Below are 16,852 nucleotides of genomic sequence, written 5' to 3'. Positions count from 1 at the left end.
CTCTATACTTTCAACTGGTATATATAATTTATCATTGCCGGCATATAAAATCTTTAAAAAATCATGTGGTTTGCCTTTGATTTCTAAAGCTTCTAGCTTTAAAAACTGCCCTATTCCATGATCTTTGTGAACAACAAATTCGCCTTCAGCTAAATTATCAAGCTCCAGCAAGATATTTTTAAGTTTTTTGTTAGTGTTTGTAGAACTAGGTTTTTCTTCTAATAATTCACTAGCGGTAATAAATAAATATTCTTTCGTATAAAAGCTTTGATTTAAAGGAATTATCCCGACATTTATTATTGAAGCCTTAGCCTCATCTAATTTATTTATCTCATTATATTTATATTCATAATTTTGAATTATGCTTTTGATTCGCTCAAAACTACTTAAAACGCTTGAGCCTATAATAATTTTCTTATGAGAATTTGCTTTAATAACCTCAAATAATTTATCGAAAACCGTTTTCTTTTCTATAAAACTTGTAGCAACTATATTTTCAATTAAGCTAGCTTGCTCTGAGTTTTCAAAAGTAAGTAGTATATTATTTTTTCGTTCTAGTAATTCCGTTATTTCAAAAGCGGTAAAATATAAGCTAGTCGGTGAAAGGGTGGGATAGAAACTATTAAATTTAAGTTTATTTGCCTCTGACCTTGCTGAATAAAAATCGTTATAACTATGTTCAAATTCTAAAATGGCTTGTTTTGACAAATTATCGAATATGAAAATAGGATCGTTTAAATAATCTATTAAGTTAGAGCAGGAATCGTAAAATAACGGGAGTAATTGTTCATATCCTGTAAATTTTCTTCCAGATATTACCGCCTCATATAAAGGATTATCAGTATGATTAACTCCAAAATTTCGTAAGTAATTATTCTTAAAATTACCTATAGTTTCACTATTTAAAACTATCTCATTTGCAGGACTAATAATAAGCTCCCTGCAGGATTTAGTCGAAATTTGCGTATCAATATCAAATTCTTTTATTGATTCAATATAACCCCAGCTAAAATGAATTCTATAAGCTTTAGGACCGGGCAATATTATATCAACGATTTCGCCTCTAACCGCGAATTCCCCGGCATCAATGCTACTCGCATTTCTTGTAAAACTATTTTCTACTAGAAACATAGCAAGCTCATCCGTAGTAAATTTCATTTTAGGGGATAATTTCAAAAAATATTTAGAAAAAAAATCTTTCGGCGGTAATTTGTTTAATAAGTTTGCTGTATGAGTGATAAGTAATTTGCTATTACTATTATTTGTTGTTAGCTTGATTAATGTTTCTGCACGTCTAGATAAGATATTTGCATTTGGTGACGTATGGTCATAAGGGATGGTATCATAGCTTGGAAAGTAATAAATATTTTCATTAGAAGAAAAAAATAAAGCTTGCTTGTATAATTGCAACGCCTCCTCTTCATTACTCGCACTCAAGATAAAATCTTGCCTAAGATTCTTAGTAAAATTATCAATTGCAAAGAAAGATTTGGCAGCCGCCGGAAATTTTTGTTGTAACATTCTACAGGAGTTTATATTTTTGCTATTTTGCGTAATTTATCAATTATTTCGGCATCTAGATAAGAAGGAGCAGAAGATTTATTATTAACCCAATTATAAAGATCATTATCATTTTGATCAAGTATTAAAGAATAGCTTCCAAGTTTTTTTTCATCCATTAAGGATAGGTACTTTTTGGCAAAGCTACCGAGTATATAATCCATTTCTCTGCAACCGCGATTTTTACTACGGTAAAAAAGTTTCTTTTGTAAAGAGTTTTTATTTAATTTATTCATCTATAACATCTTGCAAAATTTTTTTATAATAATATTATTAAAATTATCAGATACCAAGATCATTTTAAAATGCTTTAATAACAGCACTCTAATAAGTCCATTCTACATGGGTAAAATTCTATTAACTTTTATTATCAATAACAGCAAGCATAAATATGTCGGTTCAAAATATCTGTTCTACAAAAGCTTATTATATGCTAATTTCAAATGATAATGCTTTTCTTGTAGATGTTAGAACTAGAGAAGAGTGGCAGCAAGTGGAGATACCTCATTTAGATAATAAAAATAAGGTGATCTTTCTAAGTTGGCAATTGAATAAAGATTTTGAAGATAATTTTTTATCTATCGTTAACGATAAAATTCATGCAATAATATTTTTTCTGTGCCGTTCAGGATATAGGTCATTTATCGCAGCAAATTTTATAACCAATATAGGTTATAAAAATTGTTATAATATTAGTGACGGCTTTGAAGGAAATAATCAAGATAAAGGCTGGAAACAAAATAACTTACCGTGGCAGTTTTAAGTGAGTACTAATCAAATAATTTTAACGGATCAAGGTGATAATTATGTAAATGTCTGGAGTCACGTGGCTCAAGATCTTTACAATCATTACGGTGAAACTCTATATAATAGCTGGTTTAGTAAAGTCAATTTTATAGAGTCTTCATTAAATACCGTTATTCTTTGTGCCCCTACTAACTTTGTTAGAGATTGGATAAAATCCAAATACTCTATGGTCATATTGCAACTATTTCAACATTATAATAATACCATTAAATCAATTGAAATAATTACTAAAGAGTTACCTGGAATAACCCAAACAGTTATAGAATTACCTACTAAGACTTTTGCCGATATCGGCAGCAGTGAGCTTAATTCAGAAAATATCTTTTCAACCCTTGACGTACGTTTTACTTTCGATAATTTTGTGGTTGGAGCCCCAAATGAGCTAGCCTATGCAGCAGCAAGAGCGGTTGCGGAATCATCAGGTGCGGTTTCTGAGTCTAATCCGCTTTTTCTATATGGTGGCGTAGGACTTGGTAAAACTCATTTAATGCATGCAATCGGTTGGTATATCAAGCAGAATAACCCAAGCCGCAAAGTGATATACATGTCGGCAGAAAAATTTATGTATCAGTTTGTTAAAGCTCTGCGTAACAAAGAAGTAATCTCGTTTAAAGAGAAATTTCGTTCGGTTGACGTGTTAATGATTGATGATATTCAATTTATTTGTGGTAAAGATAGTACGCAGGAAGAATTTTTCCATACTTTTAATACATTGATTGATAATAACCGTCAAATGGTTATTTCTTGTGATAGATCGCCTTCAGATTTAGATAATATTGAAGATCGGATAAAATCTCGTCTTGGATGGGGCTTAGTTGCCGACGTTCATAGTACTACTTATGAGCTACGACTCGGTATTCTAGAATCTAAGATTGAGCAGATGAACGTTAAAATACCAAAAGACGTAATTGATTTTTTAGCATCTAAAATCGTTTCAAACGTTAGAGAACTTGAAGGAGCTTTAAATAAGGTGATTGCTCATTCTAATTTTACTTTAAAAGAAATTACACTCGAAAACACACAAAATATTTTGCGGGATTTACTGCGTTCTAATGAAAGAATAATTACCGTTGAAGATATTCAGAAAAAGGTAGCTAGCCGTTATAATATTAAGTTATCCGATATGTCTTCATCACGGAGATTACGAGAAGTTGCAAGACCGCGTCAAATAGCCATGTATCTTAGTAAAGCATTAACGCCGAAAAGTCTTGCAGATATCGGTAAAAAATTCGGTAAAAAAGACCACACGACGGTTATGCATGCTATTAAGAAAGTAGAAGAATTATTGGAAAACGATATAGAATTACGCGAAGAGATTAATTTGCTAATGAAAATATTGCAGAACTAAATGTCATTCCTGCGACGTTTTGGCTTTATTGTACGGCTGTTTATGTTATTCCTGCTTTCGCGGGAATGATATAAACATATATCAAATGCTCTCAAAAAACGATTCAGTAAAAGAAATTTTTTCAAGATCCTCCGGGAAATACCAAATTAACAGAATTATAGATAATTATGGTTACGGTGAGGGAGTAGCATATTTCTTACTTAAAAGTTTAAATGAATTAATCTATAAAGAGGAATCACAAATTCACTATCATGACTACGATTATCAAATCTACGCTAATCAAGAATATAGATATATTTTTTAAGAATAGTAATATTACAAAATATTTTATTGCTCCTGAAAAGAGCTTATTTTATCAATTAAAATTTGTAGAATTTCAGGTAGGATTTTTTTAATTTCTTTTTTGAGAGATGCTTGTTTTTGAGCTAAAAACCCTTCAATATTTTTTAAGCTTTCAGTAAATTCCAAGTAGGTTATTTCAATTAAATCCTTTAAATCTTGAGAAAAATCCTTTTTTTCAAGCAATTTAGTTTTTGTAAGCTTTAAATTGTGTTCTCCTATATTGTTTACTTTAAGAATTAAAGCAGTTAAACTTTTGGTCCAATGAATTTAACAAATTTATAGGACAATTCTCTAATTTATGAACTTTTTCTAAAAAAGATTTTACATTATCCATACTTTTATAAAATTACATTGAAGCTAAGATGTCAAATATTCGTGCTATATTTGCTAGTTTATAATTATTTAATTTTTTACTAAGCCATTCTATTAATATATTACCTTCTTTAATAAGTAATAGACTACCATTTTGTACATTTGTAGTGTCATAATCTATTGGACAGGAATTTGGTAACACATATTTATAGTTTTTCAGTATACCTCTTGTTTGAGCAACGGCATGCTCAGCAGACATAGTGAGACATAGAAGAAAACTCCTTATATGATAAAAATATACTATTTTTATCAATAAGTTCTAAAAACATAGGAGCCGTGAATAAGGTTGCATTATTTCTATGCGTTGCAAGCATAAATAATAAATGTGTTAACTTATTCTGCAAAGTAATTTAGTTTTCGCAGTAATTCTTCTATATTTTGTGTCAATGCTTTAGCATGCACAACTTCAAATATACGTTTTATAATAGCATGTTTATATTCATGTTCTTGCTCAAATTTAGATAAAATTTCATCATACTTTCCTAAGCCAGGTACATCTGTTTGTACATTACCGGTTTTATAAGGTACTATATGATTAATTGTAAAAGTTTCTTCTTTAGTATTTGAGATCTTACATATAGCAGATAAAGCACTATTTATTTCTTCTAAAATCCGGTGCTTTAGCTGATTTTTATTATTCCTGCTAATCATTTCAGCAAAAGCTAAAAGTCCTTTAGAATTATGTATTGTAAAATTTAATGGGTTATTACTTATACTTTTTTAAGTTGATATTACTGTTTTGCAATTCTTGTAATAATACTTTCTTTGCATGCTGAGCAGTAATACCGTCTGCTAAAGCAAATATCTTAGGAAGAGAGTGATTGGGATTAAATACACAGTGCAATATAGCTTTTGATAAGCCTTATCACTTATATTTTCTTTGTTATAGTCTTTGAATAATTATGTTTATTAAAAGCAGTTTTGATAATATTAAAATTTTCTTCGTAATAATCATTATCTATAGCTAATATTTCAGATTTAATTTTTTTATAAATATTTCTAATAGTAGAATATTTAAAAAATCTATCAGCTAAATTATGTAATACATGTAATACTAAACCTAGTTTAAGTTTAAAATCTTCAGAGTTATATATATAATTAATATCTAGTATATTTTTAAGTAAAAAATTAAGGTACTTAGGTAAAGTATAATTTTCTTTTAACTCTTCATCAGATGAACTATCAAAGTTTTCGTATTTTAGCATTATTATTTATAGTAGAATTAGTGTTAAATTATTTAGAAAAAATATCCCTATAAGGGGGGTAAAGTATCTAGTGTCTTCGTAAGGGTGCTGAAATCATCTCTATATGATAAATCATTTGTAATACATAATTCTTTAATATCTAAAGTTTGTCCAGTATTTCCCTTAAAACAATACATAAATGTCAAAGCTTCCATAATTTTCCTTTTCCATAAGTTATTTTATCTTCAACATCAGCTAAATCTTTCTCTACTAATGGCATCATTGTATTTACTGCTTGAGCTAATAACTGAGGATCTATATTACTAGGATGACTTAGCATATCTCATACCATTATAGTTATAATATTAGCTATATACTAAAATATTAATCATTAATCAAGTTTTCTTTACTAATAGTTACAATTTATTTTATAAGTTAAATTTTATTCAGTTTATACAGATAAATTTATTGACAAAAGTTAATTTTTATTGTATTTTGCTCTCTTCAAGTATTTTTGAAAGATGGTTATGGTAGATATAAACAATAATAAGATTAGCTTAGCACTATTCGAAGGCGGTGGAGTAAAAGGAAATATCCATTTAGAAAAATTAAAAATAATGGAGCAAATAACCGGTAAGCCTACTTGTGAGATATTCAATTTTACTGGAGGGACCAGTGTTGGAGGACTTATTGCTATTTTGCTTAATTTACCGGACCCTAATAATCCCGGAAAACCTTTATTCAGTGCAGAGCAAGCTCAAGAACTGTTTGAAGAAATGGCACACGATATTTTTCCGGTAGGATTAACCTTTAGAAAATTTTGGAGTTTTAATGGCTTATTCAGCCATAAATTTTCTCCTGAACCATTAGTAAAATTATTGAAAGAATATTGTAAGGATTATACCCTCAAGGATTTAATCGGTAATGTTGTAGTTACAGGTTATGATCTAAATAATAAACAAAATCCTCTTATGACCTTCTCTACTATAAAGGCTAGACAAAGTGAAGAGAATGATTATTACCTTTCAGATATAATACAAGGCATCACTGCAGCACCTGGATATTTCCCCAGCCACAATTTCAGTAATATAACCAATACTAAATTACATAAAATTATTGATGGTGGAGTATATGCTAATGACCCAACCTTACAAACATGGAAATTATTAAAAGCAAATAACTATCACATAGACAATGCTTTGTATTTATCATTAAAAGAAGAAAATAATGATGATTACCAAACTGTTTGTTGCGGCGGAGGAATAATAGAACTATTAAAAAATAATATGCCCGGTAAAATATTAGCAGCAACACAACAAGCTGATGAAATAACTGCTCAAAGCATTTTTGGTGATAAATTAATAGAAATAGCTACTGATATTCCGGGAAAACATGCTGAGATGAGTAATTCTAGTACTGAAAATCTGCAAGCGCTAAAAGAATTTGCTAGAAAATCTATATATGAAAGCTCCACCTTTAGAGATGCACCTTATAATGAAAAGTTTAAAGAAGCTATTGATAAAATAATAAATAATTATAATGCAAATAACCCTAACGACCAAATTGTTATGAATGATTTTTATAAAGAGTTATTCCATATTAATACTCCTAATAACAATAACGCACTTGATAGAAGTTTTGAAAAGGAAGAGGATATAGCAAACAACGAGGATGCAGTTAATACACCGATAGCTCAAGCGCTAGATTCTAAAGATATAGAACCTGGAAAAGAAGAATTATTAGCAGGTATCAAGGAGTTTCTTAATCCATTCATCGAAAAAAATCCAGAAGCAAAAGCAGATATAGAGAATTTTTTACACGAAATAAAAAATTTGACATTAGCAGAAATTGAAAACGGTATTGTTAGTTTTAAAGAAGCTAGCTTAAAATGGCAAGCCGAGCAGAATAACCTTGATGTATTTAGTAGCTGTAGTATGGCAACCTTAAAAGAGGATATGACTCTTGAGGGTGAAGAGCATACAGATGATGTACCAGGTTATCTCTAACTTTCTTAATGTCATTCTCGCGTAGGCGGGAATCACCAGTCAAAAAAGTATAAATATGCTAGACTTTTAAAACTAAACGCTCGATTTATCTCTCTTTCCCCTGGATTCCTGTTTTCGCAGGAATGACATCGAACGCTTTCTTCGAGCCATACAACAACGCCATAGCTGCTTACAATGACGACACCTGTTTTTAGTTAGGAATATTTGACTTTTTCTTGTATAAAATCCAAATACAGTAAAACTAAATAGCAGAGCTAATACTTAAAACGAAACAAAATTGCTTATCGTTGCGCCGTATATTTTAGAAAACAAATAAGTTACAGCAGCGATAACTACGTAGTATAATTGCACCAAATATAGATCCTGCTGTACCTGTTACTTTATCATAATCCTCCAGTGCATAACGAAGTATCATAGGGATAAGTAGATTATGCCCAACCGCATGAATCATCATCGGTGCAAATATCATAGCGATTGCAAGATTATGACTCGTTGAAATAACTTCTAATATAGCATTTACCACAAATAATATACAACCGCACAAACTAAAAATAAATCCTAAACCCATAACTTTTTTATCGTGTACATGGCGTTTTTTATTAAATACCCTCTCCTAAAAAGCCTCCAAAGATAGCGGCAAAAGATAACAAAAACGCTAATTTACCGTAAAAAGATGGTGAAACTTTCATTTTATCAATAAAAATAAAAGGAGCTTCTATGAAAAAACCGTAATATATGCCGTTAAATGCACCGATGATAAAAGCATATAACCAAAGAATTTTATCTTTAATAATTACCTGCAAAACCTCAAAATATTTACTACTTTGGGAAAAAAATCTATATAAGAATTTGTTTCAGGTAAAACTTTATAATATAAAGCTAATAATATTAGTACCGGTAAGGCTAAAAAATACAAAAACATAATACCAGCTTGAATATTCTATAATATAGCCCCCTATAGATGAACCTATAGAAGGGATAAATAACAACAACAGAGATAAGCTAGCATAGACATATGATAACTCTGAACCTTGCTAGGAGTCTCTAGCCATAGCCTACCCAATAACAGAACCTACACTTACACCGAAAGCTTGCACAAAACGAGCTATCATCAGCATTTCTATATTAACTGCAAAAATGCTAATAATTGAAGATACAACATAAATAAAAAGCCCTAATAAAGCTATAGGTTTCCTGCCGTAAATATCCAATAATCTGCCGAGTGATAATATACCAAGAGCAAACCCTAGAAAATATAATGTAGACGTAATTTGAGTGATACCGCCGTCAATGCCGAAATATTTGGTTAAACTCGGTAATCCTGAAGTATAAATTGTTTCCGTAGTCGGTGATAAAATAGATAAGCATAGAAGCATCTATGCCGTAATCTTCGCAATAATTTTCATAAATGATTTTTTTTATTTCGGTTCATCGAGTTTTATCGATTAATCCGCTCCAAACAAATTTTTTCCGTTATCATTTTTAATCTTTCTACTCTCTCAATCAAGTAAAGTAACTGCTCTCTGCTAATTCTATAATTTTTATCATATCTTGCATCAACGTAAGCTTTTTCTAATAATTCAAAACATTCTTTTTGTTTGGGAGACGATTGCGGAAATACTTTAAGTAGTTCAACATTATAATTTCACAATATCCACCTAGCTTTCTTATATCGTGTAACTTTGGTTTGTAACAGGAAAAAACTAATAAAATGCTACTGTAAACACTTTCAGTAGCTTGATGCAGCTCAAAAGCACTTTTACTAAAATCACCTCTTTCTAATGGGTATTTACAATCAATAAAAAACTCTTGCCTCTACCAAACCAGTATTTATAATCTTCTTTAGCCATTTCTTTTACTTCACTCCAAGGCAAATTTTTAGCTCGAGAAAGCTGCAACTCGCCACTATTATATAAAAGAATACCTTCATTCTTAATGTCGGTATAAAAATAACGCCCTTTTTCAAGCTTATCATTTACCTCACTTATAGACTCACATATTATGGATATCCAAGGTTCTAGCGAAAAAACCTCGGCTTTTCTTAAGCCTATTTGTTCTAACATTTTTTCTATCTTAGATTCTACCCTTAAAGTAGCATGCTCCTTAAATTTATCTTTTTTTCTACTAAAAAGTCAAGATCACTTGTATAACTATAAGTAATATGATCTTCCGTATACATATCTTTAACCCAATCACCTCTAGCATACGAGCCATATAAGATAATCATGGCAATTTTATCCTTGGCAACAGCCAAAATTTGCTGCACTATATAATCAAGCCTATCTTGAACTTCAAGAGACCGTTTTGGTCAAATTTTTTTTATAGCTGATCGTTATTTAAACGTTAAATCTAAAATGTACTATATCCCCATCCTGCATTTTATATTCTTTACCCTCTAAACGCATTTTACCTACTTCCTTGGCTTTTGCTTCACTACCAAGATTTACGTAATCTTTATAGCCGATAACTTCCGCTCTGATAAAACCTTTTTCAAAATCGGTATGAATAATACCAGCAGCAGCTGGTGCAAGTGCGCCGTCTTTAAAAGTCCAGCTATGGGCTTCCTTTGGCCCTATAGTAAAAAAGCTTTTAAGGTTTAAAAGATTATACCCCTCTTTAATGACTTTACTAAGCACTGTTTCGTCTAAACCTATAAATTTTAAAAACTCTTCCTTTTCTTCCATGCTTTCAAGTAAAGCAATTTCAGCTTCTATTTTTGAAGAAATTACGACACTTTTAGCATTTTCTTTCTTTGCTCTTTCCGCTACTAATTTTGTAAATTCATTACCTATAGCTGCATCTTTTTCAAGTACGTTACATATATATAAAACGGGCTTAGAGGTAATTAACTGCAATTGTTTTAAATTATCAACTCCTAAAGCTTCACTTAGCACTCTTGCAGGTTTATCCTCACCTAATACCTTATAAACCTCTTTTAACAACTCTATCTGCTCTGCCATTGCTTTATTGCCTGACTTCAAGCGTTTTTCACTTGTAGCTAAACGCTTTTCAACCAATTCTATATCGGCAAGTATTAATTCCGTTTCAATAATCTCAAGGTCATGCAGCGGATCGACTTTGTGATGTACGTGCATTATATCCTCATCTTCAAAACAACGCAGTACGTGCAGTATTGCATCGACTTCCCTGATATGAGATAAGAACTTATTACCTAGCCCCCCCCTTTGCTTGCTCCTTTAACAAGCCCTGCGATATCGACAAACTCAATATAAGACGGAATAATTTTACCGCTTCCGGCTAAACTTGCTAGTTTATGCAAACGCTCATCAGGCACTAAAACTTTGCTGCTATTAGGCTCAATAGTACAAAACGGATAATTAGAGGCATCTGCAGCCTGACTTGCCGTTAAGGCATTAAATAACGTTGACTTACCGACATTCGGCAACCCAACAATTCCGAGTTTTAGTGTCATAAATTTTTCCGTAAATAATACATTATAGAATCTTTTTCGTAACCGTGCATAGCAAATTCAATTTTATACCTCAGTTTCTAATAAAACGATTTTGCTTGGAAGTCCATAGTAACAAGATGAATAAAATTATAGCCTCGTTCACGTGCTAAATCCTCAGCCTTTTGCATTAGTACAGTACCATAATTTTAGTTTCTTATATTTTCATTAACAAAGAGTGAATCAATATAAAATCCCCCCAAGAACTCATACCTCTAATTCCTACAACAAAATTTTTATCCTGATCTAAACAGGAAAATGAAAAAGATTCAATATCTCCTACTAACCCCTTTTGTTCTCTAGCATCTTTGTTCAAAGCCTCAATAATTATAGTTCTATGAGTTCTATCCATTTCATCAGCATAAACAATTTCAAAATTTTGTGTCATAAATCTTTGCTGTTTAGTTTTAATATCGTTTTCCCGTCATTGCGAGGAGATGCGTAGCATCGACGTGGCAATCTCGTGAAGTAGTATAGAATTCCTAAGATTGCTTCGTCAAAACTTACAGTTTTTCCTCGCAATGACTAGTTGGTATCCACGCAGCAACGCCGATCAAGTCGTAGGAATAACATTGAATATATCAAGCTATCTTATTCTTAAATTCTTCTAACTTATTCTCTAATATTAAACTAAAGTTACTAGTGATTCTATCTATAGCTTGCATTACTGTTGCATACTCCGGTTTAGAGAAATTATTAAGTACGTAATCTGCTACATCTTGATTATTTTGCGGTCTACCTACTCCAATCCTAATCCGGTTATAATTATTACCTATAACCCCATCAATCGACTTTAAACCATTATGCCCGCCATTACCGCCACCGGTTTTAAATTTTATTCTACCTGTTTCTAAATCAATATCATCATGAATAACAAAGATTTTTGCGTGGTGGATATTATAATATGTTTTCACCGATATCACTGACTTACCGGACAAGTTCATATAGGTGGTGGGCTTTATAAAAATTATCTTTTGTCCATCACTAATAGTTTCAGCAATTTCACAATTGAATTTTTTCTTTGTACTAAATGATGAATTATATTGGTTTGCTATTTTCTCTATAGCAATAAAGCCGACATTATGCCTCGTATATTGATACTCTTTTCCTGGATTACCAAGACCAATAACAAGAATCATAATAATTTACCTAATAAATAGTAATGGAAAATTTTTGAAGAAATATTGATTTGCAAGAAGTACAGAATAATGTCATTCTTAACTCAGCATTATTGCGTGGATCGAAAAACCTACTCGATGTCATACCGTGGCTTGACCACGGTATCCAGAAAAAAAATTAACAAAGACTGGATACCGCTACAAGTTCGCAGTATGACAATTAAAGATTACCTGATTACCGCTTCTAGCTAGGAATGGCATAAAACGAGCCAAACAACAACACCTACGGAACCCTCGCAATAACGATTTAAGTATCTAAGCAAGTCCTTATCGTGACAATTATCTTACCTCCCTGCTTCAGCGGCTTGTTGTTCCCCTTCAGCTTCAGTTTTTGCTCCTCTACGTCCTATAATAGTTGCAAGGATAAATTCTTTTTTTGTAACAAAACTACATCCTTTCGGTAATTCTATTTTTGACGATTTTAGCGAAGTAGCAATAGGCATATTAGTAACATCTATAGTTACGTTTCTTGGGATATTATTAACATCACATAATAAAGTAACTCTTCTTTTTACTATATTAAAGTATCCACCTCTTTTAACGCCTAAAGCTCTTTCTTTCCCTTCATATACTACAGGTACTTCCATTTTTTGGGTTTTCTCTTCTAAAAAGACAAAATCAACATGGCGTACTATATCCGTAACAGGATGTAATTCTACAGCCTTCGGCAATACTTTATATTTTTTCTTATCAATTGTTAAATTAATTAACTGAGAGATAAAAGCCGGCTTTCTATAATATTTAGTTATTTCCTTTTCTTCCAAAGAAATACTAACAGGTATTTTACCAGCTCCATAAATAATAGCCGGGACACGTCCTACTCTTCTTAATGCCCTTGCCGCTCCCGTACCGAATTCCGTACGGGATTTCGCTTCAAGTTCTAATATTTCACTCATTATTACTCCATATTAACTTATTATAAATCTTCGTTATCATACTTAAGTACAATTAAAAATTCAAGTAAATTAATTTTTGACTAGAATATAGGAGCAATATATTCCTTAGTTAAAATTCTTTAACTTATTGGATAAAGAAATTTAGTTCTAACCGAAATTATTTTGTAAGGAAATTATGAAACAGATACAACCTAAGCGTATTGCAAATCCTTCAAACTGTCGAGAAGAAATTGCTGCCAAGGATATAATAAGGATTTTCTCCTTGATTATGTACTCTTCTGACGCTGACTACATTGGGAGTGACAGCGAGAGTGAAGATGACGATTCTTATGCATCAATACTCTGGTTAAAAATTAAAGAACCGGAATGCAAAATTCACTTAGATTTAGTTAGTATATTACGTATGTGCTACCAAGCAAATGTTAGAGAACAAGCAGAAAATGCGGAGTTTTCTAATTTAGACAATGAAAAGCAGGTAATTACATGTAGCACAACTCTAACAATTATGTACCGAAGTTCAATTGAATCTATGATAACATCAACATCAAAAAGCAACATAGATGCTGACAAAATTATCTTATCTTTCCCTTCTGTAGAACAACAAAGACAATTAGGGAAATTATATTGTTCTGAAAGTGATGGAACCGATGAAAATATAATTAAAATTTTTAAAGAGCTTTACCCTTCTAATTCTGACAACGGTAACGTTGGAATAGTAATATTATTAGGTTTATTAGGTGATAAAAAGGGTGCATACGGCGACCTAAATCTATGGGATATTTAAAAATTTATGAGTTTGCAGAGATAATCTAGCACCGCTTTCTAATGCTAATTTTACTGCTAACTCATTATTTTCGCCATTAAGTCTTTGGTCATTTTGATCCATAGGTTGAATAAAAACCGGTATATTATAAGAGGTTTGCCCTACTTCCGGTATGAGACTATATTCTAAAATATTTTTAGCAACGATAAATTTCACCGCACTAATTTTAGGCAATAAATCTTCTCTTATTTTACTATAACCTGTTTTACCTACCTTCGGCGAACAAATTATAGACACTTCTTTCGGCAAAAAACGATATAACGTACCGTTAGTCTCTATTTGAACTTTAACATCTCGGTCTAATAACTTCTGACATAATAACTCTATAGGTTGACGCATCGGCTCACCGCCGGTTATTACTACTAAATTAATCGATTTTTCATTTTTAGAATTTAATGCCAGGCTTTCTACTTTATTCAAAATCTTATCTATATCTACTAAATCAAAATCTTCAAACTCCGTATCACAAAAATTACAAGCAAGATTACATCCTCCAAGCCTAATAAAGATCGCAGGACAACCTACAAAAATGCCCTCCCCTTGTATAGTCTTAAAAATAGACTGTACCTCTAACTTAGTACCGTCACCGTTTAATATGCTTCTTTTAGGATTTTGTCCAAACATTTTTAAATTATTATCGATTGATTAAAAACATTATAGTACATTTTTATAAAAAAATCTTGCAATAACTAATAAAAAAAACTATTATCTAGGTTTCATCGGTAATATGGCTTTGGTATGCCTAATGTTTTACCGTTTAAACCTAGAAATACCAATTATAAGGAACAATATGCCTAAATTAAAAACAAAATCTGCCGTAAAAAAACGTTTTAAACTTACTGCTAGCGGCAAGGTTATTGCATCTCAAGCAGGTAAAAAACATTTTATGCGTCGTCGTACTAAAGCTCAAATTCGTAACCTTAGAGGAACTACAATACTTTGTCCTCAAGACGGATATAATATTAAAAAATATTTTTTACCGTACGGTATAAATTAATTAACTAGGAGCTAAAGCAATGACACGTGTAAAATCAGGAAAAATTTCCAAAAATCGACATAAAAAAATCCTTAAATTAGCCAAAAGCTATAGAGGTAGAGCAAATAGCTGTTTTAGAGTAGCTATTGAAAAAGTAGAAAAAGCCCTCCAATATGCTTATAGAGATCGTAGAAACCGTAAACGTGATTTTAGAGGCTTATGGATTCAAAGAATAAATGCAGCAGTAAGAGAACATGGGCTTGTTTACTCTCAATTTATGGGAGCTCTTAAAAAAGCAGAAATCGATATAGATCGTAAAGTACTTGCAGAACTTGCCGTCAATAACAGTGACGAATTCGTAAGTATCGTAGAAAAAGCAAAAGCACATATTTATAATAATTAATTTTTATTTTCGTTCGGTATAAATATTATGAAACGTACATTTCAACCTAGTAACTTAGTTAGAAAAAGAAGACATGGTTTTAGATCTAGAATGGCTACTCCAACCGGAAGAGCAATCTTAAGAAAACGTCGTGCTAAAGGTAGACATAAATTATCTGCTTAAAATAATCTGACTTATCAAAGTGTCTATTACCTCTTTAAAAAATCAAAAAGAATTTGAGCTTATAAATAAGCTTGGAAAGAAACTCCATGAGAGATATTTTATTTTGGTAATCGCCAAAAAACTTCCAAAAATCTTCCTTGAATCAAAATATAACACCTTTTTAGGAATCAAAGTTAGCAGAAAGCTAAATAAAAAAGCTGTAGTTCGCAACAAAATTAAAAGGCGTATACGACATCTAATTAGAATTATTGTTAGTGATCCTGGCTTTAAGGCTATAAAATTTGCAATGATTATTATTCCGAGAAAAGGATTTGAAGAGATAAACTTCTCACACTTGAATTATGAATTAAGTAAAGTAATTCTAAGAAATATTTAGATTTTAATAGACCTCTTCGGAAACTCGCTTATAGAGAGGAATTTGAAGGAGACACGGAACGCAGAACCGCAGCGTACAAAAAAGTACGTGAGAATTCGAGTACCGGATCGACGTACAAATTACCTCTAGAAGTAGAATTCCCGAAGAGGTCTATTGAATGACTTGGCATTACTCGCGTGGATTGGTTCTACCGTCATTACGAGGAAAAATTGAAAATTTTGATGAAGTAATCCAGTAAAAAATTCTGATTTACAGATTTTTTACTATTTTTTATAGATTGACATGCTCCTTACAGTCGCTGCGTTGTTGTATGGCTCGTTTTATGTCATTCCTGCTTTCGCGGGAATGACATCGAGTAGGTTTTTCGAGCCATGCAACAAAGCCTTTAGTCGCTCACAATGACGACTTGGATATTCATGCAAGCAAGCCTTCCACGGGAATAATATTGAATTTTATTACTTATACTCCCTCTGTCCCCTCTCCTAATGCCGGTACTTCTTCTACTACAGTAAGTGTTATATCTATAGTATTTTCTTCAGACGTAATAGTATTTATAGTAGAATTATAATATTTTTTTACTAATTCGATAACGTCTAAATTATGTGTCTCTTCTGCCGTATAAATATTATAGCTACTTACCTCTATAGTAGGATGCTTAAGTACAATATCTAGAATTTCTAGATTGCCTTTCTCTATAGCTCGATTAAGATTATATGATTCTACTTTTGTAGTACTATGCTCAAGTACAGCTTTTAGAATAGCTAAATCACCTTTCTCTATAGCCTTATCAAGATTATATGATTCTACTTTTGTAGTACTATGCTCAAGTACAGCTTTTAGAATAGCTAAATCACCTTTCTCTATAGCCTTATCAAGATTATATGATTCTACTTTTGTAGTACTATGCTCAAGTACAGCTTTTAGAATAGCTAAATCACCTTTCCCTATAG

General features: G+C 31.5%; 21 protein-coding genes and 7 pseudogenes. 10 read left to right on the top strand and 18 right to left on the bottom strand.

What is annotated here, in order from left to right; genetic code table 11:
- A partial coding sequence (locus AB4K15_RS07320) for a CarD family transcriptional regulator (protein WP_500225783.1) occupies window positions 1-1,521 on the bottom strand: 1,521 nt, incomplete at its 3' end.
- Between the two features lie 11 nt (window positions 1,522-1,532).
- A complete protein-coding gene (locus AB4K15_RS07315) occupies window positions 1,533-1,796 on the bottom strand; it encodes an FAD assembly factor SdhE (RefSeq protein WP_032073346.1) in 264 nt (87 codons plus the stop codon).
- Between the two features lie 155 nt (window positions 1,797-1,951).
- Between AB4K15_RS07315 and AB4K15_RS07310 the strand changes: the two genes are divergently transcribed.
- The 3 genes from AB4K15_RS07310 (at window position 1,952) to AB4K15_RS07300 (ending at window position 4,019) form a co-directional block, all read left to right on the top strand.
- On the top strand, window positions 1,952-2,323 hold the full coding sequence (locus AB4K15_RS07310; protein WP_032073345.1) for a rhodanese-like domain-containing protein: 372 nt from the start codon (window positions 1,952-1,954) through the stop codon (window positions 2,321-2,323).
- Window positions 2,324-3,715 (top strand): chromosomal replication initiator protein DnaA, encoded by a 1,392-nt coding sequence (gene dnaA / locus AB4K15_RS07305; protein WP_032073344.1) that lies wholly within the window; start codon window positions 2,324-2,326, stop codon window positions 3,713-3,715. It begins immediately after the preceding gene.
- 85 nt (window positions 3,716-3,800) lie between these two features.
- Window positions 3,801-4,019: a DUF6314 family protein gene (locus AB4K15_RS07300; protein WP_500225021.1), complete on the top strand. Its 219-nt coding sequence runs from the start codon at window positions 3,801-3,803 to the stop codon at window positions 4,017-4,019.
- Window positions 4,020-4,042: 23 nt separating this feature from the next.
- Here AB4K15_RS07300 and AB4K15_RS07295 read toward each other — a convergent pair whose 3' ends face one another.
- The 5 genes and pseudogenes from AB4K15_RS07295 to AB4K15_RS07275 all read right to left on the bottom strand — a co-directional run bounded on the left by AB4K15_RS07295 (window position 4,043) and on the right by AB4K15_RS07275 (window position 5,953).
- Window positions 4,043-4,240: a hypothetical protein gene (locus AB4K15_RS07295; protein ID WP_500225024.1), complete on the bottom strand. Its 198-nt coding sequence runs from the start codon at window positions 4,238-4,240 to the stop codon at window positions 4,043-4,045.
- A 163-nt stretch (window positions 4,241-4,403) separates the two neighbouring features.
- Complete coding sequence (locus AB4K15_RS07290; RefSeq protein ID WP_500225026.1) at window positions 4,404-4,628, bottom strand: hypothetical protein; 225 nt, start codon at window positions 4,626-4,628, stop codon at window positions 4,404-4,406.
- 134 nt (window positions 4,629-4,762) lie between these two features.
- On the bottom strand, window positions 4,763-5,080 hold the full coding sequence (locus AB4K15_RS07285; protein WP_032073343.1) for a hypothetical protein: 318 nt from the start codon (window positions 5,078-5,080) through the stop codon (window positions 4,763-4,765).
- Window positions 5,081-5,298: 218 nt separating this feature from the next.
- Window positions 5,299-5,634 carry a hypothetical protein gene (locus tag AB4K15_RS07280; RefSeq protein WP_500225028.1) on the bottom strand — a complete coding sequence of 112 codons (336 nt, stop codon included), beginning with the start codon at window positions 5,632-5,634 and terminating at the stop codon, window positions 5,299-5,301.
- Between the two features lie 6 nt (window positions 5,635-5,640).
- Window positions 5,641-5,953: pseudogene (locus AB4K15_RS07275) on the bottom strand (hypothetical protein).
- A 187-nt stretch (window positions 5,954-6,140) separates the two neighbouring features.
- Here AB4K15_RS07275 and AB4K15_RS07270 point away from each other — a divergent pair.
- Entirely contained in the window at window positions 6,141-7,619 is a 1,479-nt protein-coding gene (locus AB4K15_RS07270; RefSeq protein WP_032073423.1) for a patatin-like phospholipase family protein, read from the top strand.
- Window positions 7,620-7,860: 241 nt separating this feature from the next.
- Here AB4K15_RS07270 and AB4K15_RS07265 read toward each other — a convergent pair.
- The 9 genes and pseudogenes from AB4K15_RS07265 to AB4K15_RS07225 form a co-directional block, all read right to left on the bottom strand.
- Window positions 7,861-8,995: pseudogene (locus tag AB4K15_RS07265) on the bottom strand (Bcr/CflA family efflux MFS transporter).
- 62 nt (window positions 8,996-9,057) lie between these two features.
- A pseudogene (locus AB4K15_RS07260) lies at window positions 9,058-9,171 on the bottom strand (HEPN domain-containing protein); the annotation flags it as partial.
- A 226-nt stretch (window positions 9,172-9,397) separates the two neighbouring features.
- Window positions 9,398-9,682 carry a hypothetical protein gene (locus AB4K15_RS07255; RefSeq protein WP_500225030.1) on the bottom strand — a complete coding sequence of 95 codons (285 nt, stop codon included), beginning with the start codon at window positions 9,680-9,682 and terminating at the stop codon, window positions 9,398-9,400.
- A 23-nt stretch (window positions 9,683-9,705) separates the two neighbouring features.
- Window positions 9,706-9,873 carry a nucleotidyltransferase domain-containing protein gene (locus AB4K15_RS07250; RefSeq protein ID WP_500225046.1) on the bottom strand — a complete coding sequence of 56 codons (168 nt, stop codon included), beginning with the start codon at window positions 9,871-9,873 and terminating at the stop codon, window positions 9,706-9,708.
- Window positions 9,874-9,955: 82 nt separating this feature from the next.
- A pseudogene (ychF, locus tag AB4K15_RS07245) lies at window positions 9,956-11,052 on the bottom strand (redox-regulated ATPase YchF).
- Window positions 11,049-11,219: pseudogene (locus AB4K15_RS07240) on the bottom strand (N-acetyltransferase). The pseudogenes ychF and AB4K15_RS07240 overlap by 4 nt, the downstream one beginning before the upstream one ends.
- Before the next feature lie 26 nt (window positions 11,220-11,245).
- A complete protein-coding gene (locus AB4K15_RS07235; protein WP_032073340.1) occupies window positions 11,246-11,476 on the bottom strand; it encodes a hypothetical protein in 231 nt (76 codons plus the stop codon).
- 193 nt (window positions 11,477-11,669) lie between these two features.
- The gene (gene pth, locus AB4K15_RS07230) at window positions 11,670-12,227 is read right to left on the bottom strand and encodes an aminoacyl-tRNA hydrolase (protein ID WP_032073339.1); all 558 of its coding nucleotides are present in this window, start codon (window positions 12,225-12,227) and stop codon (window positions 11,670-11,672) included.
- A gap of 323 nt (window positions 12,228-12,550) precedes the next feature.
- Window positions 12,551-13,162, bottom strand: coding sequence for a 50S ribosomal protein L25/general stress protein Ctc (locus AB4K15_RS07225; RefSeq protein ID WP_032073338.1), 612 nt, complete (start codon window positions 13,160-13,162; stop codon window positions 12,551-12,553).
- Window positions 13,163-13,337: 175 nt separating this feature from the next.
- Between AB4K15_RS07225 and AB4K15_RS07220 the strand changes: the two genes are divergently transcribed.
- Window positions 13,338-13,946, top strand: a complete 609-nt coding sequence (locus tag AB4K15_RS07220) for a hypothetical protein (RefSeq protein WP_500225032.1) — start codon at window positions 13,338-13,340, stop codon at window positions 13,944-13,946.
- On the opposite strand, the gene AB4K15_RS07215 is transcribed toward AB4K15_RS07220, so the two are convergent.
- Complete coding sequence (locus tag AB4K15_RS07215) at window positions 13,932-14,609, bottom strand: 7-carboxy-7-deazaguanine synthase QueE (protein WP_032073337.1); 678 nt, start codon at window positions 14,607-14,609, stop codon at window positions 13,932-13,934. The genes AB4K15_RS07220 and AB4K15_RS07215 overlap by 15 nt on opposite strands.
- A gap of 166 nt (window positions 14,610-14,775) precedes the next feature.
- Between AB4K15_RS07215 and rpmI the strand changes: the two genes are divergently transcribed.
- From rpmI to AB4K15_RS07190, 5 genes and pseudogenes are all read left to right on the top strand, one after another.
- Window positions 14,776-14,982, top strand: coding sequence for a 50S ribosomal protein L35 (rpmI, locus tag AB4K15_RS07210; protein ID WP_004997924.1), 207 nt, complete (start codon window positions 14,776-14,778; stop codon window positions 14,980-14,982).
- 19 nt (window positions 14,983-15,001) lie between these two features.
- Window positions 15,002-15,364, top strand: a complete 363-nt coding sequence (gene rplT, locus AB4K15_RS07205) for a 50S ribosomal protein L20 (RefSeq protein WP_032073336.1) — start codon at window positions 15,002-15,004, stop codon at window positions 15,362-15,364.
- A 27-nt stretch (window positions 15,365-15,391) separates the two neighbouring features.
- A complete protein-coding gene (rpmH, locus tag AB4K15_RS07200; RefSeq protein WP_011270688.1) occupies window positions 15,392-15,526 on the top strand; it encodes a 50S ribosomal protein L34 in 135 nt (44 codons plus the stop codon).
- Between the two features lie 19 nt (window positions 15,527-15,545).
- Window positions 15,546-15,902, top strand: a complete 357-nt coding sequence (gene rnpA, locus AB4K15_RS07195; protein ID WP_500225036.1) for a ribonuclease P protein component — start codon at window positions 15,546-15,548, stop codon at window positions 15,900-15,902.
- A 5-nt stretch (window positions 15,903-15,907) separates the two neighbouring features.
- Window positions 15,908-16,063 (top strand): annotated as a pseudogene (locus tag AB4K15_RS07190) (palindromic element RPE1 domain-containing protein); the annotation flags it as partial.
- A 298-nt stretch (window positions 16,064-16,361) separates the two neighbouring features.
- Here AB4K15_RS07190 and AB4K15_RS07185 read toward each other — a convergent pair.
- A pseudogene (locus AB4K15_RS07185) lies at window positions 16,362-16,852 on the bottom strand (hypothetical protein); the annotation flags it as partial.

It is taken from the genome of Rickettsia aeschlimannii, from assembly GCF_047973405.1.
Taxonomy (GTDB): domain Bacteria; phylum Pseudomonadota; class Alphaproteobacteria; order Rickettsiales; family Rickettsiaceae; genus Rickettsia; species Rickettsia rickettsii.
The sequence above is the reverse complement of the archived record's forward strand: the minus strand, read 5'-3'. Positions and strand labels throughout refer to the sequence as shown.

Excerpts from the sequence above, each read along its gene's own strand:
- AB4K15_RS07315 (WP_032073346.1), bottom strand. The coding sequence starts at position 1,796 with ATGAATAAATTAAATAAAAACTCTTTACAAAAGAAACTTTTTTACCGT.
- AB4K15_RS07310 (WP_032073345.1), top strand. The coding sequence starts at position 1,952 with ATGTCGGTTCAAAATATCTGTTCTACAAAAGCTTATTATATGCTAATT.
- AB4K15_RS07300 (WP_500225021.1), top strand. The coding sequence starts at position 3,801 with ATGCTCTCAAAAAACGATTCAGTAAAAGAAATTTTTTCAAGATCCTCC.
- AB4K15_RS07290 (WP_500225026.1), bottom strand. The coding sequence starts at position 4,628 with ATGTCTGCTGAGCATGCCGTTGCTCAAACAAGAGGTATACTGAAAAAC.
- AB4K15_RS07285 (WP_032073343.1), bottom strand. The coding sequence starts at position 5,080 with ATGATTAGCAGGAATAATAAAAATCAGCTAAAGCACCGGATTTTAGAA.
- AB4K15_RS07280 (WP_500225028.1), bottom strand. The coding sequence starts at position 5,634 with ATGCTAAAATACGAAAACTTTGATAGTTCATCTGATGAAGAGTTAAAA.
- AB4K15_RS07270 (WP_032073423.1), top strand. The coding sequence starts at position 6,141 with ATGGTAGATATAAACAATAATAAGATTAGCTTAGCACTATTCGAAGGC.
- AB4K15_RS07255 (WP_500225030.1), bottom strand. The coding sequence starts at position 9,682 with ATGTTAGAACAAATAGGCTTAAGAAAAGCCGAGGTTTTTTCGCTAGAA.
- AB4K15_RS07235 (WP_032073340.1), bottom strand. The coding sequence starts at position 11,476 with ATGACACAAAATTTTGAAATTGTTTATGCTGATGAAATGGATAGAACT.
- pth (WP_032073339.1), bottom strand. The coding sequence starts at position 12,227 with ATGATTCTTGTTATTGGTCTTGGTAATCCAGGAAAAGAGTATCAATAT.
- AB4K15_RS07225 (WP_032073338.1), bottom strand. The coding sequence starts at position 13,162 with ATGAGTGAAATATTAGAACTTGAAGCGAAATCCCGTACGGAATTCGGT.
- AB4K15_RS07220 (WP_500225032.1), top strand. The coding sequence starts at position 13,338 with ATGAAACAGATACAACCTAAGCGTATTGCAAATCCTTCAAACTGTCGA.
- AB4K15_RS07215 (WP_032073337.1), bottom strand. The coding sequence starts at position 14,609 with ATGTTTGGACAAAATCCTAAAAGAAGCATATTAAACGGTGACGGTACT.
- rpmI (WP_004997924.1), top strand. The coding sequence starts at position 14,776 with ATGCCTAAATTAAAAACAAAATCTGCCGTAAAAAAACGTTTTAAACTT.
- rplT (WP_032073336.1), top strand. The coding sequence starts at position 15,002 with ATGACACGTGTAAAATCAGGAAAAATTTCCAAAAATCGACATAAAAAA.
- rpmH (WP_011270688.1), top strand. The coding sequence starts at position 15,392 with ATGAAACGTACATTTCAACCTAGTAACTTAGTTAGAAAAAGAAGACAT.